Origin of the sequence: Streptomyces sp. NPDC057474 (assembly GCF_042802555.1) — a bacterium.
In the GTDB taxonomy this organism is placed as follows: domain Bacteria; phylum Actinomycetota; class Actinomycetes; order Streptomycetales; family Streptomycetaceae; genus Streptomyces.
Genome location: NZ_JBHVDX010000170.1, coordinates 1 through 22,759 on the forward strand (window position 1 = coordinate 1; position 22,759 = coordinate 22,759).

The following is a 22,759-nucleotide window of genomic DNA, read 5'->3' on the forward strand; positions in this document are numbered from 1 at the left end:
TCTCCGTGCCGCCGAGCCATCTCGCTGTCAGGGCCGCGCGCGCCGGCTCCCTGTCGGAGCTGCCCGCCGCGTCGCCCTGGCTCAGCCGCAGCGCCCGGCCACGTAGCCGTCGCTGCCGGTGTAGACGTAGGAGTCGGAGATGTACTGGCCGTTGTCGATGTTGTCCCAGACGTTGGTGGTGCCGTAGGGGCCGGAGATGGTCTGGCCCGGGGTCTGGCAGTAGATCGGCACCTTGGCGTCCTCGGGGAGGACTCGGACGATGCCGTAGCTGGTGCTCGGGCCGCTGCGGACGTTGAGACGGACGCCCGGAGCGACCGAGTAGTAGCGGACGGCTGCCGTGACCGTCGCGGCGGTGGCCGATGCCCCGGCCGAAGCCGTGGCGGTCCGCTCCCCCTCGCCATCCCCCGCGATCTCTTCGACATGGTCGACAGACATGGCTGAACTCCCCCCGTTTGAAACCCCGTTTGATCCCCATGCAAGCCATGGGGACCCTTTGATACCCCTGAATCAGGACACACACACCTGTGCGTTTTACGCACGTGAAGGCTAGCAAGCCGCCTCTGTCCCGTACGTGTCATCGACTAGGCTCCGAGCGTCGCGCGAGCGGCCGAAACAGCACGGGGGTGGACCCATGGCACCGCAGCGGGGCACCGGGTCGGGAGCGGAAGCGGAACTTCCGGAATACGCCGGTCAGTACCGTCTGGGGTCGTGTCTGGGTTCCGGGGGCATGGGCGTCGTCCATCTGGCCACCTCGACCTCCGGACTGCGGCTCGCGGTGAAGGTGGTGCACGCCGAGTTCGCGAAGGACCCCGAGTTCAGGGGGCGGTTCAGGCAGGAGGTCGCCGCCGCCCGGCAGGTGAGCGGCGCCTTCACGGCGCCTGTCGTCGATGCCGACACCGACAGCGCCCGGCCCTGGATGGCCACCCTCTTCATCCCCGGCCCGACACTCGCCGAGCACGTCAAGCGGAACGGGCCCATGCCGCCAGGACAGTTGCGGCGGCTCATGGCCGGGCTCGCGGAGGCCCTCCGCGACATCCATCGCGCCGGTGTGGTGCACCGGGATCTCAAGCCCAGCAATGTGCTGCTCGCCGAGGACGGGCCCAAAGTCATCGACTTCGGTATCTCCCGGCCGAAGGACAGCGAACTGCGCACCGAGACCGGGAAGTTGATCGGCACACCGCCGTTCATGGCCCCGGAGCAGTTCCGGCGGCCCAGGGAGGTCGGTCCCGCCGCCGACATCTTCGCCCTCGGCTCGGTGACCGTGCACGCGGCCACCGGGCGCGGGCCCTTCGACTCCGACAGCCCTTACGTCGTCGCCTACCAGGTCGTCCACGACGAGCCTGACCTCACCGACGTACCCGAGAACCTCGCGCCGCTCGTCCGCGCCTGCCTCGCCAAGGAGCCCGAGGACCGGCCCACGGCGGACGAACTGATGCACGAACTCCGGTCCGTCGCCGCCTCGTACGACACCCAGACCTTCATACCGACCCAGTGGGAGAGGGCCGGAGCGGGTGAGGGCCCGGGAGGGGCTGGGCGCAGGGAGCGGGGGGACAGTTGGGCGGCTCCCCAGGGCCAGGCCGCCGGCAAGGACACGGGCGAAGACACAGCCGCGGGCTCGGCCACAAGCACAGGCACAGGCACGGGCACGGGCACAGGCACGGGCACAGGCACAGGCACAGGCACAGGCACAGGCACAGGCACAGGCACAGGCACGGGCACAGGTACTGGCCGGGACGCCGAAGGCGGCGGCAGTGGCGGGTCCGACGGGCGGGACGACTCCGGGCGTGGGGGCCGGGCCGGTGGTCGGCCGCGCAAGCGGGCCGTGCTGGTCGCCGCCTCGCTGGTGCTCGTCGCAGGTGGGGGACTCGCCTCGGTGCGGGCGCTGGGGGGTGACGGTGGACAGGCAGGCGGTGCTACGGCCACGCCGCGGGCCAGTGGTGCCGCGGCCGCCGCGCCCGTCCTCGAAGCCTGGGCCACCAAGCCGGCGGCGAAGAAGAAGAGCACGCCGCAGTGCTCGTACGGGGCGGGGAAACTGCTGTGCGTGCAGGCGGGGCTGGTCTCCGCGCTGGAACCGGCGGACGGCAGCGTGCTGTGGAGGCACACCGTCGACGGGGTGGATGCGGTGGGCACCGGTGACCCGCCCGTCGAGTCGGGTGGGCTGGTGCACGTGCTGACGGACGGGAGCCGCCGGGTCCAGGCGCTCGACCCGGCCACCGGCGAGGTGCGGTGGGAGCGGGACGTCTCCACGTACGGCGGCAGGCGGTACGTGGGCGGCACGTTGCTGCTGACCGCCGCCGACGGGACGGTGACCGGCATGGACAGCGCCACCGGCGACACGAAGTGGAGCGGGCGGATCCCGGGGCAGCCGGAGGCGTACTTCACGTCGTTCGCCGGGGACCGGTCGGCGTACGTGGCGAGCGTCACCGGCGAGGGGGCAGGGGCGCGGACGCGGATCACCGCGGTGGACCCGGACACGGGTGACGTGCGGTGGGACGCCAGGCTGGAGGGCCAACTGGTACCGGTGGGCGCCCAGGACGGTGTCCTCTTCCTCACCGCGATCGGCGGCGCCTACCCCGACACGGTCGCCGTGGTCCGGTACGACCCCGACACCGGGAAGACGGTCCGGGTCGCGCTGCCCGTGCGGCTCGAACAGGCCCGCGCGGTAGTGCGGGGTGATGTCGTATACCTGCTGAGCGGCGCAGGGGGTTCGCTCGTTGCCGTCGACATGGAGGCCCGCAAGCAGCTGTGGCGGACCGAGACAGGGGGCGCGCGGAGTTCGGCACCGGTCGCCGACGACCGGCATGTGTACTTCACCTCGTCCGACGGACGGCTGCTCGCGGTGGACGTGCGGAAGGGCCGGATCAGCGGGGACACACCGTCGCGGCTCGGGGCGTCGGACCGGGTCACCGCCGCACTGCCCGAGCCGGTGATCATCGACGGCCGCGTCTGCGCGGGCGCGCTCGACGGGACCGTGCTCGGGCTGGACGGAAGCGATCCGGCGAGCTGGTGACGCGGCCCCGGCACGGCCGGTGTACTTCACCGCGGGCGCGGCTGCACGGCTGAGGGCCGCCCCGCCAGGTAGGAGGACGGCCCTCGATGCGCAGTCTCTGTGTGGATCCTCAGCCCAGCTTGCTGACGTCCCGCACCGCGCCCTTGTCGGCGCTGGTGGCCATCGCCGCGTAGGCGCGCAGCGCGGCCGACACCTTCCGCTCCCGGTTCTTCGGGGCGTAGACGCCGTTCAGAGCCTCTTCTCGGCGGGCCAGCTCGGCGTCGTCGACCAGCAGCTCGATCGAACGGTTGGGGATGTCGATGCGGATGCGGTCGCCGTCCTCGACGAGGGCGATCGTGCCGCCGCCGGCCGCCTCGGGCGAGGCGTGGCCGATGGAGAGCCCGGAGGTGCCGCCGGAGAAGCGGCCGTCGGTGATCAGCGCGCAGGACTTGCCCAGGCCGCGGCCCTTCAGGTACGAGGTCGGGTAGAGCATCTCCTGCATGCCGGGGCCGCCCTTGGGGCCCTCGTAGCGGATGACGACGACGTCGCCCTCCTTGATCTCCTTCATGAGGATCTTCTGGACGGCCTCCTCCTGCGACTCGCAGACGACCGCCGGGCCCTCGAACGTCCAGATCGACTCGTCGACGCCGGCCGTCTTCACCACACAGCCGTCGACCGCCAGGTTGCCCTTGAGGACCGCGAGGCCGCCGTCCTTGGAGTAGGCGTGCTCGGCGGAGCGGATGCAGCCGCCCTCGGCGTCCTCGTCCAGGCTGTCCCAGCGCTCGGACGTGGAGAAGGCCTCGGCGGAGCGGACGCAGCCGGGGGCCGCGTGCCACAGCTCGACGGCCTCCGGGGACGGGGAGCCGGCGCGCACGTCCCAGGTCTTCAGCCAGTCGGCGAGGGAGGCGCTGTGGACGGAGTTCACGTCCTCGTTGAGCAGGCCCGCGCGGTGCAGTTCGCCCAGCAGCGCCGGGATGCCGCCGGCGCGGTGCACGTCCTCCATGTAGTACGTGCGGTCCTTGGCGACGTTCGGCGCGACCTTCGCGAGGCACGGCACCCGGAGCGAGACCGCGTTGATCTCGTCGAGGCCGAAGGGGACGCCCGCCTCCTGGGCGGCGGCCAGCAGGTGCAGGATCGTGTTGGTGGAGCCGCCCATGGCGATGTCCAGGGCCATGGCGTTCTCGAAGGCCGCGATCGAGGCGATGGCACGCGGCAGGACCGTCTCGTCGTCCTGCTCGTAGTAGCGGCGGGTGATGTCCATGACCGTGCGGCCGGCGTCGACGTACAGCTGCTTGCGTGCCGTGTGCGTGGCAAGGACCGAGCCGTTGCCCGGCAGGGAGAGGCCGATGGCCTCGGTCAGGCAGTTCATCGAGTTGGCGGTGAACATGCCGGAGCAGGAGCCGCAGGTCGGACAGGCGTTCTCCTCGATACGGAGGATGTCCTCGTCCGAGATCTTGTCGTTGACCGCGTCGGAGATCGCGTCGACCAGGTCGAGGGTGCGGACCGTGCCGTCGACGAGCGTGGCGCGGCCGGACTCCATGGGGCCACCGGAGACGAAGACGGTCGGGATGTTGAGCCGCAGGGCGGCGTTCAGCATGCCCGGGGTGATCTTGTCGCAGTTGGAGATGCAGATCAGGGCGTCGGCGCAGTGGGCCTCGACCATGTACTCCACGCTGTCCGCGATCAGGTCGCGGGAGGGGAGGCTGTACAGCATGCCGCCGTGGCCCATGGCGATGCCGTCGTCCACGGCGATCGTGTTGAACTCGCGCGGGATGCCGCCGGCCTCACGGATCGCCTCGCTGACGATGCGGCCGACCGGCTGGAGGTGGGTGTGGCCCGGCACGAACTCGGTGAAGGAGTTCGCGACCGCGATGATCGGCTTGCGGCCGATGTCCGCGCCCGGTACACCGGAGGCGCGCATAAGGGCGCGGGCGCCCGCCATGTTGCGGCCGTGGGTGACTGTGCGGGACCTCAGCTCGGGCATCGCGCTCGCTCCTTCAGGGACTGCGATCAGAGACTTCTGACTGAGTCGAGCGTACGCCCGTTGCTCCAGGGGTTGGACAAGTTGTCCGGAATGCGGGATGGGTGTCTCGGTTTCCGGCTGCGGGCTTCGTCGTGGTTGCTCGCGCCCACGCGGCCGAGCCGCAGGTCGACGGCCCCGCGCCCCTATCGGGGCGCGGTGAGGTGGGCCTGCACCACAGGCGCAACCCTCCTGATGATCTGCTCCGGGTCCGCCGATGCCAACGGCTCGACCTTGATCACGTACCGGAGCATCGCGATGCCCACCAGCTGGGCGGCGGCCAGCTCGGCGCGTAGTTCCGCGTCCGGGACGTCCAGGCGGCCGGCGATGCGGCGGAGGACCTGGGTGGCGATGATGCGGCGGAACACGGCGGCGGCGGTCTCGTTGTTCACGGCGGAGCGGACGACCGCGAGCAGGGGCGTACGGGTCGCCGGGTTCTCCCAGACGCCGAAGAAGAACCGGGTGAGCCGCTCGCCGACGCCGTCGAGGGGGCCTTCCTCGACCGTCCGGGGAGCCTCCATGGCCGGGGCGAAGGAGAGCGTGATGGCCGCCTCGAACACCTGGTCCTTGGTGCCGAAGTAGTGGTGCACGAGCGCCGAGTCCACCCCGGCGGCCTTGGCGATGCCGCGTACGGACGTCTTGTCGTAGCCCCGCTCGGAGAACTCCTCGCGGGCCGCGGCGAGGATGCGGTCGCGGGTGGCGGGGGTGTCGGCCGATTCCGTACGGGAGGGCCGGCCCCGGCGGCGGGGGGTGGCCGAGGTCACGGCCGGGGGACCTGCACGGCGGAGGCGAGGTGCAGTCGGGTGAAGGCGAGGGCCTCCGCCAGGTCGGCCTCGCGCTCGGCGGCGGACATGGCGCGGCGGGTGTTGACCTCGATCACGACGTGGCCGTCGAAACCGCTCAGGGCGAGACGTTCCAGCAGCTCGGCGCAGGGCTGGCTGCCGCGGCCCGGAACGAGGTGCTCGTCCTTGGCCGACCCCTTGCCGTCCGCCATGTGCACATGGCCGAGGCGGTCGCCCATGCGGTCGACCATCTCCAGGGCGTCGGTGCGGGAGGTCGCGGAGTGGCTGAGGTCGATCGTGAAGTGGCGGTAGTCGTCCTTCGTCACGTCCCAGTCGGGGGCGTACGCGAGCATCTCGCGGTCGCGGTAGCGCCAGGGGTACATGTTCTCGACGGCGAACCGTACGTCCGTCTCGTTGGCCATGCGCCAGATCCCGGTGACGAAGTCGCGCGCGTACTGGCGCTGCCAGCGGAACGGGGGGTGCACGACGACCGTGCTCGCGCCGAGCTTCTCGGCGGCGGCCTGGGCGCGCTGGAGCTTGACCCACGGGTCGGTGGACCACACCCGCTGGGTGATCAGCAGGCAGGGGGCGTGTACGGCGAGGATCGGGATCTGGTGGTAGTCGGAGAGGCGGCGCAGGGCCTCCAGGTCCTGGCTGACCGGGTCGGTCCAGACCATGACCTCCACGCCGTCGTAGCCGAGGCGCGCGGCGATCTCGAAGGCCGTCGCCGTCGACTCCGGGTACACGGAGGCCGTGGACAGGGCGACCTTCGCATCCGGGATCCGCACGACGTCTGCCACGCAGGACAGCCTAAGGGGTTCGTTTCGTTGTGTGGGCCCGGGGCGGGGTGTTGGCCGGGAGTGGGGTGTCCTCGCCTCTGCGCCGTCCGGGGGTGCTCGACGAGGGCGGCTGCGGGTTGTGTGCGGCAGTCGCGCCCATCGGCGGAGCCGCAGATCAACAGAGCATCGCGCCCCTGAGAACAAGGGCGCACCCTGGGCTTTTCAGGGGAGCGGGGCCTGCGCGACCAGCCCCCACGCACCTGCGGACAACCACGCACCCAACCGGCCTACGCCGTACCCATGTGATCGAGTCGCCGCAGGATGACGCCCTCTCGCAGAGCCCACGGGCAGATCTCCAGTGTCTCCACCTGGAAGAGGTCCATCGCGGCCTCGGCCACCATCGCACCCGCGAGGATCTGGTTGGCGCGGCCCTCGGAGACGCCGGGGAGGGCGGCGCGTTGGGCGGTGGTCATGCCGGCGAGTTTGGGGACCCAGGTCTCGAGGGCGCCGCGCTTGAGGTCGCGCTGGACGTAGAGGCCCTCGGTGGAGCGGGCGGCGCCGCCGATGCGGGCGAGCTGCTTGAAGGTCTTGGAGGTGGCGACGACGTGGTCGGGGGCGCCGAAGCGGCTGAACTCGCCGACCGTACGGGCTATCTGGGCCCGGACATGGCGGCGCAGGGCGCGGATGTCGTCGGGGGTCGCCGGGTCGCTGGGGAGCCAGCCGGCGGTGAGGCGGCCGGCGCCGAGGGGCAGCGAGGCGGCGGCGTCGGGCTCCTCGTCTATGCCGTAGGCGATCTCCAGGGAGCCGCCGCCGATGTCGAGGACGAGGAGCTTGCCGGCCGACCAGCCGAACCAGCGGCGGACGGCGAGGAAGGTCAGCCGGGCCTCCTCCGCGCCGGTGAGGACCTGCAGCTCGACACCGGTCTCCTCCTCGACCCGGGCGAGGACCTCGTCGGCGTTGCTGGCCTCGCGCACCGCCGAGGTGGCGAACGGGAGCAGTTCCTCGACGCCCTTGTCCTCGGCGGCCTGGAGCGCCTCGTGGACGACGGCTATGAGTTTCTCGACCCCTTCGGGATCGATGGCCCCGGCCTCGTCGAGGAGTTGGGCAAGGCGTAGCTCCACCTTGTGCGAGTGCGCGGGCAGGGGGCGCGCGCCCGGGTGTGCGTCCACCACCAGCAGATGCACCGTGTTCGATCCCACGTCGAGGACACCGAGTCTCATGGGCGGAACGCTACTGCCAGCGGAGCGGTGCACCGTCCTCGATGTGGCCTCGGGCGCCGTACCCTGGACGGGTGCCAAAGACGAAAAAGGCAAAGGCCGACAAGTCGGCAGCGGGAGCGGCTGTGGCCGGCGGCTCTTCGCGGGCGAAGGCGGCGACCAAGCCACCGAAGTCGATGAAGAACTCGGCGGAGTCCACCGCACCGGACGAGAAGGGGCTCGATTTCGCGCGCGCGTGGGTGGAGTTCCCTGATCCCGCGGACGACGAGCAGGTCTTCCGCTGCGATCTGACATGGCTGACCTCTCGCTGGAACTGCATCTTCGGCAGCGGTTGCCAGGGCATCCAGGCGGGCCGCGCGGCCGACGGGTGCTGCTCGCTGGGTGCCCACTTCTCGGACGAGGACGACGAGAAGCGGGTCGCCGAGCATGTGGCGAGGCTCACTCCGGAGATCTGGCAGTTCCACGACGTGGGCACGGAGACCGGCTGGGTCTCCAAGGACGAGGACGGCGACCGCCAGACCCGCCCGTACAAGGGGTCGTGCATCTTCCAGAACCGGCCGGGTTTCGCCGGCGGCGCGGGCTGCTCGCTGCACATCCTGGCTCTCCAGGAGGGCCGCGAGCCGCTGGAGACCAAGCCGGACGTCTGCTGGCAGCTGCCCATCCGACGCACGTACGACTGGATCGACAGGCCCGACGACACGCGGGTGCTCCAGGTGTCGATCGGCGAGTACGACCGCCGCGGCTGGGGTCCGGGCGGCCACGACCTGCACTGGTGGTGCACGTCGGCGACCTCGGCGCACGGCGCGGGCGACCCGGTGTACGTCTCGTACCGACCGGAGTTGATCGAGCTGATGGGCAAGGCGGGGTACGACCGTCTGGTCGAGCTGTGCGAGCAGCGGCTGGCGTCCCGGCTGCCGCTGGTGGCTCCGCATCCGGCGGACCCGGTACGCCCGTAAGCCGACCAAGGGTTTCCCTCCCCCGCCATGCCTACGAGGCCGGCGGGGGGTCGCCTCCGCCGTCGCTCGGCGGTGGGGTCGGGCCGGGCGGGTCCGTGGGGGCCTGGTCCGTGGGTGTCGGGGTCGGCTCGGGCTGGGCCGGACCGGTGGCCGTGGGATCCGGGTCGGGCGCCGGAGGTGGGGCGGTGGGCCTCGGCGGACCCGGGTCCGGGACCGGTGGGGTCGGCCGGGAGTCGACCGGGGGTGCCGGCACCGGACCGTAGCCCTCGATCGTCACCACGGCCCCCGACGGAGCGAGTGACACCTGCGCCGTCCAGTACCCGGCGGGCTCGCTCAGCTGGTCGACGTACACCTTGATCGTCAAGGCCTCGCCGGGTTCCAGGGTGCCCGAGGACCGGCTGAGGTAGAGCCAGTCGGCGCCGGTGCGGGCGGACCAGCGGACGGGTGAGTCGCCGGTCGCCTTCAGGGTGATGAGGGTGGTGTCACCGTCGTTCGAGGCGGTGACGGTGAGCGCGCCTTGTCCCTTCCCCTGGCTGACCTCCACGGAGACGTCGTCCGCCGCGTGTTTCCCCTTGGCGAGGCGGGCGCCGGGCTCGGTCCGGGCGCTGGCGGCGTTCTCGTACGCGTCGCCGCTGCCGTCGCCGACGGTCCCGCCGCCGTCGCCCTGGTCCTCGCTCGCGGTGACCGAACGGCCGTCGCCGCCCTCGCCGATGAGGGGTGCGCCCCAGTAAGCGGCCCAGAGGGCGAAGACGGGCGCGGCGACCACGGTGGCGACAACGGTCGTCGTGACGGCACGCGCGCGCAGCCGGTCCCGGCGGGCCGCGCGGTCCCTCGGGTCCATGGGGAAGCCCCGCCGGTCGAAGCGCGGGGCACCACCACGCGCGCGCGTGAGGTGCGCCATCGCCGGCCCCAGGGCCGCGCGCGGTGCTTCGAGCACCGGCAGCGCGGCGGGCGTGACGCTGGTGCCGGGCCAGCGGCCCGGGACGGCGTGCTCGGCGGCGCGGCGGCAGACGGGGCAGTCGTCGACGTGCCGGACGAGCTCGCGGCGCAGGGTGGCGCTCAGGACGAGCTGATGGTCACCGGTCAGGCGGGCGATGCTCGGGCAGGCGCCGCTCTCGACGACGGCGAGGGCGGTTCGGGTGCGCTCCACCTCGCAGGCGGCGGAGGCGAGCAACTCCCGCGCGGCGGCCGGGTCCATTCCCAGCACGTCGGCGACCTCGTGGGCGGTGAGCTGATGCCGCACGGCCAACTCCAGCGCCTCGCGCTGCTCGGGGGTGGTGCCGGCGGCCTCCGGCCAGGCGAGCAGGGCGAGTTCACGCCGCCGCTGCCGCTGCTCGTCCTCGGAGAGGGCCGCGGACCTGACGGCGGTCTTCGCGGCGCGCGGTTTCTCGGCCCCACCGCCGTGTGCCGGTTGGCGCCCGGAGGCATGCGTGCCCGGGCGCTTCTGCCGGCCCTCGGCGAGTCTGCGCAGACAGGCCCACCGGGCCAACGCGTACAGCCAGGCCCGGCGGTCGTCGGCGGCATCCGGCCCCCGGCGGCGCTCGGCGAGCGCGAGCACGTCGGCGAGAGCCGCGGTGGCCGTGTCGTGGTCGCACAGCACGGACATGCAGTAGGTGAACAGGCCGTCCAGGTACGGCTCATAGCGCGCCGGCGGACGCTGCGCCACTGCGCGCGCCGCCGCCCGATCGCGCGCCTCGCGGTGCGCCCGGTGTGCGCCGGTGGTGCGGGTCGAGGTCTCCGGACCGATGCTCATCATTCATGGACGGTAGGCGCCCGGAAGCAGCGCTTTCTCACCCCTTCGGCACATTTACTCCGTACGGGTGAAACGATCCCTCATAAGGGGACAGGAATCCCTCATTCTGCGGCCACCCCATGAATGTTGTGCACTTTCTTGACCACAACAATAAAAGAGCCCTATATTCTCATGGGCTCAACTCCCCTTCTGTTAAACCGAGTTACACAGCCCCCACCCCCATCACCACCCCCGTCCCCGCCCCCGTTCCCGCGCGTCGACAGGAGCCTCACCTCATGGCCGCACGCACCCGCCGCTCGTCCACCCGCACCCTCGCCGCCCTCGCCGCGGCCGTCGTCCTCTCCCTGACCAGCGCCTCCGTCTCCACCGCCACCCCGCAGACGGCGGCCACCACCGAACGCCTCAGTGGCACCCTCCCCGACGGCGCCACCTGGATAGCGGACGTCCCGGAGAACTGGAACGGCACCCTCGTCGTCTACAGCCACGGCTTCGGCATCACCGTCGCCCAGAACGCCCCCTCCGAGGCCGTACGCCTCCGCCTCCTCGAAGAGGGTTACGCGCTGGCCGGTTCCTCGTACGACACGAGCAAGACCCTCTGGGCCCTGGAGAGCGCGGAACGCGACCAGCTGGCCACCCTCGAAGAGGTGGCGGCCCGGATCGGCGAACCGACCCGCACCCTCTCCATCGGCACCTCCATGGGCGGCCTCGTCAACGCCCGCCTCGCCCGCTCCGGCGCCGGAGGCATCGACGGCGCCCTGGGCTTCTGCGGCCTGGTGGCCGGGGCCAACGACCTGAACAACTACCAACTCGACGCCGAGTACACGATCGCCCGCCTGCTCCTCCCCGACACGGACGTGAAGCTGGTCGGTTTCGCCTCACAGGCCGAGGCGACCGCCACCGCCCAGCGACTCACGGCCGCCGTCACCACCGCCCAGGAGACCCCGGAGGGCCGCGCCCGGATCGCCCTCGCCGCCGCCTTCCTCAACCTCCCCGCGTGGGCCCCCGGCCAGGACCGCCCGGCGGCCGACGACTGGGCCGACCAACAGGCCCAGCAGTACGACTGGTTCGCCCGCGGCATCCTCACCTTCGTCGAAGGCGGCCGCTACAACATCGAGATGGCCATGGGCGGCAACAACTCCTGGAACAAGGGCGTCGACTACGCGCGCGTGCTGTCCACCTCCCAGCACGCGCCCCTGGTCAAGGCCCTGTACCGAGAGGCGGGGATCAGCCTCCGCACGGACCTCGGGAACCTGACCGCCAACGCGAAGATCACGGCCGACCCGTCCGCCGTCGCCACCGCCGAACGCACCTCCTCCGTCGGCCAGGGCCTCGCCGTCCCCCTCCTCGACATCCACACCACGGCCGACAACCTCGTCCCCGTCGAGCAGGAGAACCGCTTCGCCGACCGCGTCCGCGCCTCCGGCGACGCGGCGCTGCTCCGCCAGGCGTACGTCGAGCGCCAGGGCCACTGCACCTTCACCGTCGCCGAAACCGTCTCCGCCCTCCACGCCCTGGAGTCCCGCCTCGACTCCGGCCGCTGGGGCGCCTCCGCGACACCCGGCGCCCTCCAGACCGCCGCGCTCGCCCTGGGCCTCGACGGCGCGGCGTACGTCCCGTACTGCCCGGCAGAGCTGACGATCGGGCGCCGGCCGTAGGGAGACCGGGGCAGCCGGGCAGGCAGGGCGCCGTCCGCCGGGGCTCGGCGGGGGTGGGTCACGCGACTCGGCGGTCACGAGATGCCGCCGCGCCCACCCGTGCCGCCCCAGCGACACCACTGCCCGCAGCTGCGCGAGCCGGGAAAGTGCCCGCCCCGAAAGGGCGCGGGGAACTGCACGGGCAACCACGGCGGACGGGACTCCGCCCACGGCGCAGCACCCCCACTGCGAACAGGCGCCCACCGCACCGGCCCTGGCCGCCCCGAAGCCCCCGGCCGCGCACGCGGACCCGGCCAACCGCCGGTGGCTGTCAGTGGGCTCCGTTACGGTTCGTCCATGGCTGCCCGTACGAAGACCGCGAAGGACCGGCCGTCCTACCGCTGCACAGAGTGTGGCTGGCAGACGGCCAAGTGGCTCGGCCGCTGCCCCGAATGCCAGGCATGGGGCACGGTCGAGGAGTACGGCACGCCCGCCGTCCGTACGACGGCCCCCGGCCGGGTCACCACCTCCGCCGTCCCCATCGGCCAGGTGGACGGCCGCCAGGCCACGGCCCGCACCACCGGCGTCCCCGAGCTCGACCGAGTCCTCGGCGGCGGCCTCGTCCCCGGCGCCGTGGTCCTCCTCGCGGGCGAGCCGGGCGTGGGCAAGTCCACCCTCCTCCTCGACGTCGCCGCCAAAGCCGCCGACGCCGAACACCCGACCCTCTACGTCACCGGCGAGGAGTCCGCCAGCCAGGTCCGCCTACGGGCCGACCGCATCAACGCCCTCCACGACCACCTCTACCTCGCCGCCGAGACCGACCTCGCCGCCGTACTCGGCCACTTGGACGCGGTCAAACCGTCCCTCCTGATCCTCGACTCGGTCCAGACGATCGCCTCCCCCGAAATCGACGGCGCCCCCGGCGGCATGGCCCAGGTCCGCGAGGTCGCCGGCGCCCTGATCCGCGCCTCCAAGGAACGCGGCATGTCGACGCTCCTCGTGGGCCACGTCACAAAAGACGGCGCCATCGCAGGCCCCCGCCTCCTCGAGCACCTCGTCGATGTCGTCCTGCACTTCGAGGGCGACCGCCACGCCCGCCTCCGCCTGGTCCGCGGCGTCAAGAACCGCTACGGCGCCACGGACGAGGTCGGCTGCTTCGAGCTGCACGACGAGGGCATCACCGGCCTCACGGACCCCAGCGGCCTCTTCCTCACCCGCCGCGACGAACCCGTCCCCGGCACCTGCCTGACCGTGACCCTGGAGGGCCGCCGCCCCCTGGTCGCGGAAGTGCAGTCGCTCACAGTCGACTCGCAGCTCCCCTCCCCCCGCCGCACGACGTCCGGCCTGGAGACTTCCCGCGTCTCGATGATGCTGGCGGTCCTGGAGCAGCGCGGCCGTATCAGCGCCCTCGGCAAGCGGGACATCTACTCGGCGACGGTCGGCGGCGTGAAGCTCTCGGAGCCCGCCGCGGACCTGGCGATCGCGCTCGCCCTGGCGTCCGCGGCGACCGACACACCCCTGCCCAAAAACCTCGTGGCGATCGGCGAAGTGGGCCTCGCGGGCGAGGTCAGACGGGTGACCGGGGTCCAGCGCCGCCTCTCCGAAGCACACCGTCTCGGCTTCACGCACGCGCTCGTTCCGTCCGATCCCGGCAAGGTTCCTCACGGTATGAAGGTTCTGGAAGTGGCCGACATGGGAGACGCGCTCCGGGTACTGCCGCGCTCGCGTCGGCGAGAGGCCCCACGGGACGAGGAGGACCGCCGGTAGACTTTGCCCAGGTCTCGCCCGTCCGTACGAACCACATGTGCGAAACGGGAGCGTCCCAGAACCTGCGACCGGAGGAGTGCAGTGGCAGCCAACGACCGGGCAGCAGCTCCCGGAAAGTCCGGTGGGAGCTCCGGTGCCGATGGCCTGATGCGCGCCTCACTGAGCGCCGTGGCACCAGGCACGGCCATGCGCGACGGGCTTGAGCGGATTCTCCGCGGCAACACGGGCGGACTCATCGTGCTCGGCTTCGACAAGACCGTCGAGCCGATGTGCACCGGCGGTTTCGTCCTGGATGTCGAGTTCACGGCCACGCGCCTGCGTGAGCTGTGCAAGCTCGACGGCGGCATCGTCCTGTCCTCGGACCTCTCCAAGATCCTCCGGGCGGGCGTCCAGCTGGTCCCCGACCCGACGATCCCCACCGAGGAGACGGGCACCCGGCACCGCACGGCGGACCGTGTGAGCAAACAGGTCGGCTTCCCGGTCGTGTCCGTCTCGCAGTCGATGCGCCTGATCGCGCTGTACGTCGACGGCCACCGACGCGTCCTGGAGGACTCGGCGGCGATCCTGTCCCGCGCGAACCAGGCCCTGGCGACCCTGGAGCGGTACAAGCTCCGCCTGGACGAGGTGGCGGGCACCCTCTCCGCACTGGAGATCGAGGACCTGGTGACGGTCCGGGACGTCTCGGCAGTCGCCCAGCGACTGGAGATGGTCCGGCGCATCGCCACCGAAATCGCCGAATACGTGGTCGAACTGGGCACGGACGGCCGCCTCCTCACCCTCCAGCTCGACGAGCTGATCGCGGGCGTCGAACCGGAACGCGAACTGGTGGTCAGGGACTACGTCCCCGAGCCCACGGTCAAACGCTCCCGTACGGTCGACCAGGCCCTCCACGAACTCGACGCCCTCGCCCACGCCGAACTCCTCGAACTCCCCACCGTCGCCCGCGCCCTCGGCTACACCGGCTCGCCCGAGGGCATGGACTCCGCGGTCTCGCCGCGCGGCTTCCGCCTCCTGGCCAAGGTTCCCCGCCTGCCGGGCGCCATCATCGACCGCCTCGTCGAACACTTCGGCGGCCTTCAGAAGCTCCTCGCCGCCAGCGTCGACGACCTCCAGACGGTCGACGGAGTGGGCGAGGCCCGGGCACGCAGCGTCCGCGAGGGCCTGTCACGGCTGGCGGAGTCGTCGATCCTGGAGCGTTACGTCTAACCGCCCGTCCCGTTCAGCTTCAGCCGGCCTCAGGCACCCTCAGCCCGTCCGACGTTTGAGGACGAGGCCGGACGAGGCCGGACGAGGCCGAAGGCCGACAGGGGGTCTGGGGGCGCAGCCCCCAGGATGGGACGGGTAGGGGCGGCGGGGGCGAAGAAACCCCGGCCGAACCCCAGTCGTCAGTCCTTCTCCAGGACGAAGGACGTCCGGGCCGTGGCCAGCCCCGGGGCCTTCGCCTCCACGAGGTACGTCCCGGCGGTGGCGGAACCGGCCGACGGGGTCGCGCAGTTGGGGGCGCTGGGGTCGCGGTTCCACTCCACGGTGTAGGTGACCCGGTCACCGGCCGGCACCTTGAACAGCAGACTGCCCGCGGTCTCGTGGCAGTCGTCGGACGACCAGAACGTGTCGTCGGCATCGGCCGCGGTGATCGTCACGACCGTGTTGTCCGGCCCGAGATCGAGCTTGCAGTCACCGCCGGCGGAGTTGCGGGCGATGAGTTCGAACGTGGGGTTCACCCCGGGCTCGTAGGCGTTACGGACACTGCGCACGGTCAACTTCACGGCCCCGGCGGTGCAGTTGGGCAGGCTGGACCCCGCCGGAACCTGCTCACCGGAACTACTCCCGTTCTTGCCGCCGCCGTCCGACGTACCACCGCCCGCGGCACCGACCCCACCACCGGCGTCCCCGGACCCGGTCCCGGAGTCGGAGCCGGAACCAGAACTGTCGCCGGAGCCCGAACTGTCTCCTCCGGAGCTCGACTCGTCGCCCGACTCGTCGCGCCCGCCCGGCGCTTCACTGATCGCGGGACCCGAACCGGACGGCCCGGGGGTGATCGAGGTCGCGGGATTCTTTCCATCGGGCTCGCCCGCGTTGTTCCCGCTGTTCCCGCCACCGCCGGTGACGACCCATACGACCAGGATCGCGAGCAGGCCGACGACGGTCAGCAGAATGGCCCTCCGTCGCCAGTAGATGGTGGAGGGAAGCGGCCCGATCGGATTGCGCAGAGATCCCACGGCGCAAACTGTACGAGAGATCGGGCACTTCGCTGGCCCCACCCGCCGCCCGAAACCTCAACTTTTCCGGATCATCATCCCGGTCGCTCCCGCCATCACCGCGGCCCGGCGGCTCATGATCGCGGTACGTGAGCGTAAGGCTCGGACGGGCACCGTCCGTGACCAGAACGGCGCCGCGCGAGCAGCACGAACTCCCGAGTGTCACATGTCCGTTCACAAAACACGTGCACGAAATCCGCGCACGAGACGAACGCACGAGATCAACGTACGAGAGCAGCGCACGAAAGCAGCGCACAGGACCAACGTACGAGAGCAGCGCACGCTCGTCCCCGACCGACTCCGCTCACCGTCTCCCCGTCCCCGCCTGCCACAATCGTCCCCACCACCGAAGTACGTCGGAGGATTTGGAGAAGACGATGGGCGGATCCGTGGAGGCCGACGGCATCACCGCACCGGCATCGAGGCCGTTGCGGAAGCTGGGGTTTCTGACCATCGGGCTGTTCGACGAGGCCGACCCGCGCCGGGGCCACGAGTCGACGCTGGAGATCATCGAGCTGGGTGAGCGGCTCGGCTTCGACAGCGCGTGGCTCCGCCACCGTCATCTGCAGTACGGCATCTCCTCCCCCGTGGCGGTCCTGGCGGCGGCCTCGCAGCGCACGAGCCGTATCGAACTGGGCACCGCCGTCATCCCGTTGGGCTGGGAGAACCCGTTGCGGCTGGCCGAGGACCTGGCCACGGTGGACCTCCTCTCCGGCGGCCGGCTCAACCCGGGGATCAGCGTCGGACCGCCGATGCACTACGACACCGTCAAGGCGGCGCTCTACCCGGACACCGCCGGCGCTGAGGACTTCAGCTTCGAACGGGTCCGGCGACTCCTCGGCTTCGTGCGGGGCGAGGCGGCCACCGACTTCAGCGGCACCGAGGGCTTCGAGGTCTTCTCCGACCGGGTCCAGCCGCACTCCCCCGGGCTGGGCGGCCGTATGTGGTACGGCGGCGGCAGCCTCCGGTCGGCGCGGTGGGCCGGCGAGAACGGGATGAACTTCCTGACCAGCAGCGTCGTGAAGGCGGAGGGGACGGAGCCGGCGACCGCGTCCGAGACCGCAGCCGGCGCCTTTGAGGAAACCGTCGCCGGGACGGTGGACTTCGCCGGTGTCCAGCTCTCCCACATCCGGGAGTTCCGGGAGCATCACCCCGACGGGGAGCGGGCCCGGGTCTCGCAGGGGCTCGTCGTCATCCCCACCGACTCGGCGAGCGCGGAGCAGCGCGCCAAGTACGAGGCGTACGCGGCGAAGCGGCTGCCCCGGACCACCGCGCCGCAGGGGCCGGGACGGATCCTCTTCGCGCCGGACCTGGTGGGCACGTCCGCCGAGATCGCCGAGCGGCTCGGCGCCCACGCCGCCTTCCGCGAGATCGACGAGGTCGCCTTCGCCCTGCCGTTCACCTTCGATCACGAGGACTACGTCCAGATCCTCACGGACATCGCGACGAAGCTGGGGCCGGCGCTGGGCTGGCACCCGGCCGGCTGACCCTCGCTCGCACGGGAGAGGTCGGGGGGCGGTTGTTCGGCGGGTGCGGGGTGGTGTGTGGTTACGACCCGCCTCCACCCACCCGCAGCCAACACACCCACCGCAGACACCCCCCACCAGAAACCACCCCCAACCACCCCCGCATGGCAGGATCGACCGTGCCATGACTGCACCCACGAAGCCTCAGAGCAGCCCTGCCGACGTAACCCCGACCGCACTGCACACCCCGGTGATCGCCTGGTTCGAGACGCATGCCCGTGATCTGCCCTGGCGGCGGGCGGAAGCCGGGCCATGGGGGGTGATGGTCAGCGAGTTCATGCTGCAGCAGACGCCGGTCAACCGTGTACTGCCCGTCTATGAGCAGTGGCTGGCGCGCTGGCCCCGTCCGGCGGACCTCGCGAAGGAACCGCCGGGTGAGGCGGTGCGGGCCTGGGGCCGACTCGGGTATCCGCGTCGCGCGCTGCGGCTGCACGGCGCGGCGGTGGCCATAGCGGAACGGCACGGCGGGGACGTACCGCGGGATCACGCGCAGCTGCTCGCGCTGCCGGGGATCGGTGAGTACACGGCCGCGGCGGTGGCGTCGTTCGCGTACGGGCAACGGCACGCCGTGCTCGACACGAACGTGCGGCGCGTCTTCGCCCGCGCGGTCAGCGGCACGCAGTACCCGCCGAACGCGACCACGGCCGCCGAGCGGAAACTGGCCCGTGCCATGCTGCCCGAGGACGACGGGACGGCGTCCCGCTGGGCGGCCGCGTCGATGGAGCTGGGCGCGCTGGTGTGCACGGCGAAGAACGAGACATGCCAGCGCTGTCCGATCGCGGGGCAGTGCGCGTGGCGGCTGGCCGGGAAGCCCGCGCACGAGGGTCCGGCGCGGCGCGGCCAGACGTACGCCGGTACCGACCGTCAGGTCCGCGGCAAGCTCCTCGCCGTACTGCGGGACGCGATCGCGCCCGTGCCGCAGGCGGTTCTCGACCGGGTGTGGGACGAGCCGGTGCAACGCGCCCGCGCCCTCGACGGACTGGTCGCCGACGGACTGGTGGAGCCCCTTGCCGGCGGCCTCTACCGTCTCCCCCTCACCTGACCCCTCGTCCGACCCATCACCTGGCCACCACAACGCCTCATCGCACAGCTCACGCATCGCCGAGGCTTCACCGCAACACAGCCCCCGCCCGCGCCCGACGGGGGAAATCACCCCATCCCCTCCCCAAAGCCCAGCCCGCTTTACCCCGTTCCTACTTCCGTTACACAACCGACGGACAGCCGAGCGTTCTCCGCAGGCTGCCTCGGACGTCACCGTGACAACCCCTCCGTAGCTTCATTGGCGTACCGCAGGAACCCGCGAAACGAACCAGCGGATCCGGCGGGACGAGCGGCACGCACAGCGGATCGCACCAGTGACACGAAGCAGCGGACAGCCGGCGCCGCGCGACAGCGCGGACGTCGGAAACGGGGAGCGGAGGCGGTTGATCATGGCGCACGGCGAGGTGCTCGAATTCGAGGAGTACGTCCGTACCCGGCAGGACGCGCTGCTGCGCAGCGCCCGCCGGCTCGTGCCGGACCCGGTGGACGCCCAGGATCTGCTGCAGACGGCGCTGGCACGGACGTACGGCCGCTGGGACGGCATCGCGGACAAGCGGCTGGCGGACGCCTATCTGCGCCGGGTCATGATCAACACGCGGACGGAGTGGTGGCGGGCCCGGAAGCTGGAGGAGGTCCCGACCGAGCAGCTGCCGGACGCCTGCATCGAGGACTCCACCGAGCAGCACGCGGACCGCGCCCTCCTCATGGACATCATGAAGGTTCTGGCTCCCAAGCAGCGCAGTGTCGTGGTGCTGCGACACTGGGAGCAGATGTCCACGGAGGAGACGGCCACCGCCCTCGGCATGTCGGCCGGCACCGTCAAGAGCACGCTGCACCGCGCGCTGGCCCGGCTTCGCGAGGAGCTGGAGTCGCGGGACATCGACGAGCGCGCCGCCCGCGCGTTCGGAGCGAGCGAGGAGCAGGAGCGTTGCGCGGCCTGAGCACAGCGGCCGGCCCGGGGCCAGGGGCCAGGCCGACCACGAAGGCGGTGATCACGGCGGTGGCCGTGCTCGCCGCCCTCGGCCTTTCCGTCTCCGCCTGCGGCACGGGCGGCACCGGCGCCCGCGACGAAGGACCGGCCGACAACGACTCACTCGCGGCGGGCGCGGCCTCGCCGTCCGTCTCCGCGCAGGCCGACGGCGACGGGGGCGGCGATCATCCGAGTGTCGACGAGGTCGTCCGGATGGTGCGGGCGGACCCGGCGGTCAGCGAGACCGTGAAGAGCGATCTGAAGCCGTGCGTGGCCGACGAGTACCCGGTGGACGTGACGTACGGGGACCTGAGCGGGGGTTCGGCCGACGACCTCGTGGTCAATGTGATGACCTGTGCGGACGCCGTCGGTGTGGCGTCGTACGTGTACCGCGCGGAGAAGGGGGGGTACCGGAGCGTCTTCCTCTCCGAACAGCCCCCCGTCTACGCGGAGATCGACCGGGGCGACCTCCTGGTCACCCGACAGCTGTACGAGAATGGCGACCCGTCCTCGTACCCGTCCAGCGAGGAAGTCACGACCTACCGCTGGATCAAGGACGGCTTCGTACAGCGCTCCAGCACGCGCACGGAGTACAGCAGCACGGTGGGCGGCGCGGAATCGGCGCCCCCCGAACCGAGCTGACACCGAACACGAACGTCCCTGACCGGTCCTGACCGACCCCGACCGAGAGCGAGCGAGATCACCGGATGGCAGAGCAGACCCATGTCCTGTTCGTCGAGGACGACGACGTCATCCGCGAGGCGACCCAGCTCGCACTGGAGCGGGACGGCTTCGCGGTCACAGCCATGCCCGACGGGTTGTCGGGGCTGGAGGCGTTCCGCGCGGACCGGCCCGACATCGCGCTCCTCGACGTCATGGTCCCGGGCCTGGACGGGGTCTCCCTGTGCCGCCGTATCCGTGACGAGTCGACCGTCCCCGTGATCATGCTCTCCGCGCGCGCCGACTCCATCGACGTGGTGCTGGGCCTGGAGGCGGGCGCCGACGACTACGTGACCAAGCCGTTCGACGGTGCCGTCCTGGTCGCCCGGATCCGCGCGGTGCTGCGCCGCTTCGGGCACGCGAGCGGCGGCGACGCCAAGGCCGAGGAGGCCGGGGCCGCGAGCACCGGAGGGGTGCTCACCTTCGGCGAGCTGGTGATCGACACCGAGGGCATGGAGGTACGGAAGTCCGGGGTGCCGGTGGCACTGACACCGACCGAGATGCGGCTGCTGCTGGAGTTCTCGTCCGCCCCCGGCACGGTTCTCTCCCGCGACAAGCTGCTCGAACGCGTGTGGGACTACGGCTGGGGCGGCGACACCCGGGTCGTCGACGTCCATGTCCAGCGGCTGCGGACGAAGATCGGCCAGGACCGCATCGAGACGGTTCGCGGCTTCGGCTACAAGCTCAAGGCCTGAGCGGGGCGGGGCCGACATGAGCATGAGGGGCATACGAGGAGAGCACGGGCCTGAGGCACCGGTCGCCGCGGGTCTCGGAGACGGTTCCGCCCCCGGTGCCGGGGGCGCCGGCGGGAGCGCCGCCGGCCGCCGGAGCGGCCCGGGACTCGCCTCGGGCATCCGGACCGGGCTGCGGTGGCAGTTGAGCGCGGCGATCGCACTGGTCGGCGCGCTGGTGGCGCTCGCGCTGAGCCTGGTCGTGCACAACGCGGCGCGCGTGTCGATGCTCGACAACTCACGCGACCTCGCCGACGAGCGCATCCAGGTCGCGCAGCGCATGTACGAGTCGGGCCGCCCGCTGAAGTCCGGCGCCTTCGGGGTGAAGCTCGACGACCCCGACATCCCGAAGGACCTGCTGGCCAAGGTCGGGGAGGGCCGCCGGGCCACCTATGTGTCCGAGGGCGAGAACGGGGTGCCCGACATCTGGGCGGCGGTCCCGCTGAAGGACAAGCGCGTCCTCTCCCTGCACACCGACTTCACCGACCACAGCTCCGCGGTGATGCGGGACCTCGACCAGGCCCTGCTCATCGGCTCGATCGCGGTCGTCTTCGGCGGCTCGGCCCTCGGGGTGCTCATCGGCGGCCAGATGTCCCGCCGGTTGCGCAAGGCGGCGGCCGCCGCGCACCAGGTGGCCAAGGGCGAGTCCGACGTACGGGTGCAGGACGCGATCGGCGGTGTCGTGCGCGACGAGACCGCGGAGCTGGCGCGGGCCGTGGACGCCATGGCCGACACGCTGCGGCAGCGCATCGAGGCGGAGCGCCGGGTGACGGCGGACATCGCCCACGAGCTGCGTACGCCGGTGACCGGTCTGCTCACGGCGGCGGAACTGCTGCCGCCGGGCCGCCCCTCCGAACTGGTCCGTGACCGGGCCCAGGCGATGCGCACGCTCGTCGAGGACGTGCTGGAGGTGGCCCGGCTCGACGGGGCCTCCGAGCGGGCGGAGCTGCAGGACATCATGCTGGGCGAGTTCGTGGCCCGGCGGGTGGCGGCGAAGGACGCGGGTGCGCGCGTACAGATCGTGCACGAGTCGGCGGTCACGACGGACCCCCGCCGCCTCGAACGCGTCCTGCTGAACCTGCTGGCCAACGCGGCGAAGCACGGCAAGCCGCCGATCGAGGTCTCCGTCGAGGGCCGGGTGATCCGCGTCCGCGACCATGGCCCCGGCTTCCCCGAGGACCTGCTCGCCGACGGCCCCCGCCGCTTCCGCACCGGCGCGTCCGACCGCGCCGGCCAGGGTCACGGCCTCGGCCTCACCATCGCCGCGGGTCAGGCGCGCGTCCTGGGCGCCCGCCTCACGTTCCGCAACGTCCGCCCTCCCGGATCGCCGGACGGCGTCCTGGCCGAGGGCGCGGTCGCGGTGCTGTGGCTCCCGGAGCACGCTCCGACGAACACCGGCAGCTATCCGATGCTGCCGACGACGAACGACGGGGTGGCGTAGCCGGGGGGCCGGTTGTTCGACCGCGGGTCCGGTGGGACTTCTCGCGCTTCGACCGCCGGTCCGGTGGGACTTCTCGCGCTTCGACCGCGGGTCCGGTGGGGCTTCTCGCGCAGTTCCCCGCGCCCCTGAAAAGCGGGGCTGCGCCCCTGCTTTCCAGCCCGAGAGGGCCGTAGGC

General features: G+C 71.8%; 18 protein-coding genes. 11 read left to right on the forward strand and 7 right to left on the reverse strand.

Going from position 1 to position 22,759, the window contains the following annotated elements; all coding sequences use genetic code 11:
* Nucleotides 1–81: 81 nt before the first annotated feature.
* The gene (locus tag ACFU53_RS34360) at nt 82–435 is read right to left on the reverse strand and encodes an SH3 domain-containing protein (protein ID WP_384001425.1); all 354 of its coding nucleotides are present in this window, start codon (nt 433–435) and stop codon (nt 82–84) included.
* A 196-nt stretch (nt 436–631) separates the two neighbouring features.
* Between ACFU53_RS34360 and ACFU53_RS34365 the strand changes: the two genes are divergently transcribed.
* Nucleotides 632–3,010: a serine/threonine-protein kinase gene (locus ACFU53_RS34365; RefSeq protein ID WP_384001428.1), complete on the forward strand. Its 2,379-nt coding sequence runs from the start codon at nt 632–634 to the stop codon at nt 3,008–3,010.
* 109 nt (nt 3,011–3,119) lie between these two features.
* On the opposite strand, the gene ilvD is transcribed toward ACFU53_RS34365, so the two are convergent.
* The 4 genes from ilvD to ACFU53_RS34385 all read right to left on the reverse strand — a co-directional run bounded on the left by ilvD (nt 3,120) and on the right by ACFU53_RS34385 (nt 7,790).
* Entirely contained in the window at nt 3,120–4,973 is a 1,854-nt protein-coding gene (gene ilvD, locus ACFU53_RS34370) for a dihydroxy-acid dehydratase (protein ID WP_384001431.1), read from the reverse strand.
* Nucleotides 4,974–5,155: 182 nt separating this feature from the next.
* Nucleotides 5,156–5,773, reverse strand: coding sequence for a TetR family transcriptional regulator (locus ACFU53_RS34375; RefSeq protein WP_384001435.1), 618 nt, complete (start codon nt 5,771–5,773; stop codon nt 5,156–5,158).
* Nucleotides 5,770–6,591 (reverse strand): sugar phosphate isomerase/epimerase family protein, encoded by an 822-nt coding sequence (locus tag ACFU53_RS34380; RefSeq protein WP_384001438.1) that lies wholly within the window; start codon nt 6,589–6,591, stop codon nt 5,770–5,772. The genes ACFU53_RS34375 and ACFU53_RS34380 overlap by 4 nt, the downstream gene beginning before the upstream one ends.
* A gap of 266 nt (nt 6,592–6,857) precedes the next feature.
* Nucleotides 6,858–7,790, reverse strand: a complete 933-nt coding sequence (locus ACFU53_RS34385; protein ID WP_384001441.1) for a Ppx/GppA family phosphatase — start codon at nt 7,788–7,790, stop codon at nt 6,858–6,860.
* Between the two features lie 71 nt (nt 7,791–7,861).
* Between ACFU53_RS34385 and ACFU53_RS34390 the strand changes: the two genes are divergently transcribed.
* Nucleotides 7,862–8,743: a hypothetical protein gene (locus ACFU53_RS34390; protein ID WP_384001444.1), complete on the forward strand. Its 882-nt coding sequence runs from the start codon at nt 7,862–7,864 to the stop codon at nt 8,741–8,743.
* A gap of 31 nt (nt 8,744–8,774) precedes the next feature.
* Here the strand turns inward: ACFU53_RS34390 and ACFU53_RS34395 are convergent, their stop codons facing one another.
* Entirely contained in the window at nt 8,775–10,499 is a 1,725-nt protein-coding gene (locus ACFU53_RS34395) for a hypothetical protein (protein ID WP_384001446.1), read from the reverse strand.
* A 272-nt stretch (nt 10,500–10,771) separates the two neighbouring features.
* Between ACFU53_RS34395 and ACFU53_RS34400 the strand changes: the two genes are divergently transcribed.
* The 3 genes from ACFU53_RS34400 to disA all read left to right on the forward strand — a co-directional run bounded on the left by ACFU53_RS34400 (nt 10,772) and on the right by disA (nt 15,103).
* A complete protein-coding gene (locus ACFU53_RS34400) occupies nt 10,772–12,151 on the forward strand; it encodes an alpha/beta hydrolase (protein ID WP_384001449.1) in 1,380 nt (459 codons plus the stop codon).
* A gap of 336 nt (nt 12,152–12,487) precedes the next feature.
* Nucleotides 12,488–13,897, forward strand: coding sequence for a DNA repair protein RadA (gene radA / locus ACFU53_RS34405; RefSeq protein WP_384001452.1), 1,410 nt, complete (start codon nt 12,488–12,490; stop codon nt 13,895–13,897).
* An 81-nt stretch (nt 13,898–13,978) separates the two neighbouring features.
* The gene (gene disA / locus ACFU53_RS34410; protein ID WP_384001455.1) at nt 13,979–15,103 is read left to right on the forward strand and encodes a DNA integrity scanning diadenylate cyclase DisA; all 1,125 of its coding nucleotides are present in this window, start codon (nt 13,979–13,981) and stop codon (nt 15,101–15,103) included.
* 179 nt (nt 15,104–15,282) lie between these two features.
* Here disA and ACFU53_RS34415 read toward each other — a convergent pair whose 3' ends face one another.
* Entirely contained in the window at nt 15,283–16,116 is an 834-nt protein-coding gene (locus tag ACFU53_RS34415; protein WP_384001458.1) for a hypothetical protein, read from the reverse strand.
* A gap of 416 nt (nt 16,117–16,532) precedes the next feature.
* On the opposite strand from ACFU53_RS34415, the gene ACFU53_RS34420 reads away from it, so the two are divergent.
* The 6 genes from ACFU53_RS34420 to cseC all read left to right on the forward strand — a co-directional run bounded on the left by ACFU53_RS34420 (nt 16,533) and on the right by cseC (nt 22,584).
* Nucleotides 16,533–17,642 (forward strand): LLM class flavin-dependent oxidoreductase, encoded by a 1,110-nt coding sequence (locus ACFU53_RS34420; protein WP_384001461.1) that lies wholly within the window; start codon nt 16,533–16,535, stop codon nt 17,640–17,642.
* Nucleotides 17,643–17,805: 163 nt separating this feature from the next.
* Complete coding sequence (locus tag ACFU53_RS34425) at nt 17,806–18,723, forward strand: A/G-specific adenine glycosylase (protein ID WP_384001464.1); 918 nt, start codon at nt 17,806–17,808, stop codon at nt 18,721–18,723.
* A gap of 388 nt (nt 18,724–19,111) precedes the next feature.
* On the forward strand, nt 19,112–19,663 hold the full coding sequence (locus ACFU53_RS34430) for a SigE family RNA polymerase sigma factor (protein ID WP_384001466.1): 552 nt from the start codon (nt 19,112–19,114) through the stop codon (nt 19,661–19,663).
* Entirely contained in the window at nt 19,651–20,334 is a 684-nt protein-coding gene (locus tag ACFU53_RS34435) for a hypothetical protein (protein WP_384001469.1), read from the forward strand. Before ACFU53_RS34430 ends, ACFU53_RS34435 begins: the two co-directional genes overlap by 13 nt.
* A gap of 65 nt (nt 20,335–20,399) precedes the next feature.
* Complete coding sequence (gene cseB, locus ACFU53_RS34440) at nt 20,400–21,107, forward strand: two-component system response regulator CseB (RefSeq protein ID WP_384001472.1); 708 nt, start codon at nt 20,400–20,402, stop codon at nt 21,105–21,107.
* 22 nt (nt 21,108–21,129) lie between these two features.
* On the forward strand, nt 21,130–22,584 hold the full coding sequence (gene cseC, locus ACFU53_RS34445; protein ID WP_384001475.1) for a two-component system sensor histidine kinase CseC: 1,455 nt from the start codon (nt 21,130–21,132) through the stop codon (nt 22,582–22,584).
* Nucleotides 22,585–22,759 lie beyond the last annotated feature (175 nt).

Bases quoted from the DNA above. Each gene is read 5' to 3' on its own strand.
- ACFU53_RS34360 (WP_384001425.1), bottom strand. From the start codon at position 435: ATGTCTGTCGACCATGTCGAAGAGATCGCGGGGGATGGCGAGGGGGAG.
- ACFU53_RS34365 (WP_384001428.1), top strand. From the start codon at position 632: ATGGCACCGCAGCGGGGCACCGGGTCGGGAGCGGAAGCGGAACTTCCG.
- ilvD (WP_384001431.1), bottom strand. From the start codon at position 4,973: ATGCCCGAGCTGAGGTCCCGCACAGTCACCCACGGCCGCAACATGGCG.
- ACFU53_RS34385 (WP_384001441.1), bottom strand. From the start codon at position 7,790: ATGAGACTCGGTGTCCTCGACGTGGGATCGAACACGGTGCATCTGCTG.
- ACFU53_RS34395 (WP_384001446.1), bottom strand. From the start codon at position 10,499: ATGATGAGCATCGGTCCGGAGACCTCGACCCGCACCACCGGCGCACAC.
- ACFU53_RS34400 (WP_384001449.1), top strand. From the start codon at position 10,772: ATGGCCGCACGCACCCGCCGCTCGTCCACCCGCACCCTCGCCGCCCTC.
- radA (WP_384001452.1), top strand. From the start codon at position 12,488: ATGGCTGCCCGTACGAAGACCGCGAAGGACCGGCCGTCCTACCGCTGC.
- ACFU53_RS34420 (WP_384001461.1), top strand. From the start codon at position 16,533: ATGGGCGGATCCGTGGAGGCCGACGGCATCACCGCACCGGCATCGAGG.
- ACFU53_RS34425 (WP_384001464.1), top strand. From the start codon at position 17,806: ATGACTGCACCCACGAAGCCTCAGAGCAGCCCTGCCGACGTAACCCCG.
- ACFU53_RS34430 (WP_384001466.1), top strand. From the start codon at position 19,112: ATGGCGCACGGCGAGGTGCTCGAATTCGAGGAGTACGTCCGTACCCGG.
- cseB (WP_384001472.1), top strand. From the start codon at position 20,400: ATGGCAGAGCAGACCCATGTCCTGTTCGTCGAGGACGACGACGTCATC.
- cseC (WP_384001475.1), top strand. From the start codon at position 21,130: ATGAGGGGCATACGAGGAGAGCACGGGCCTGAGGCACCGGTCGCCGCG.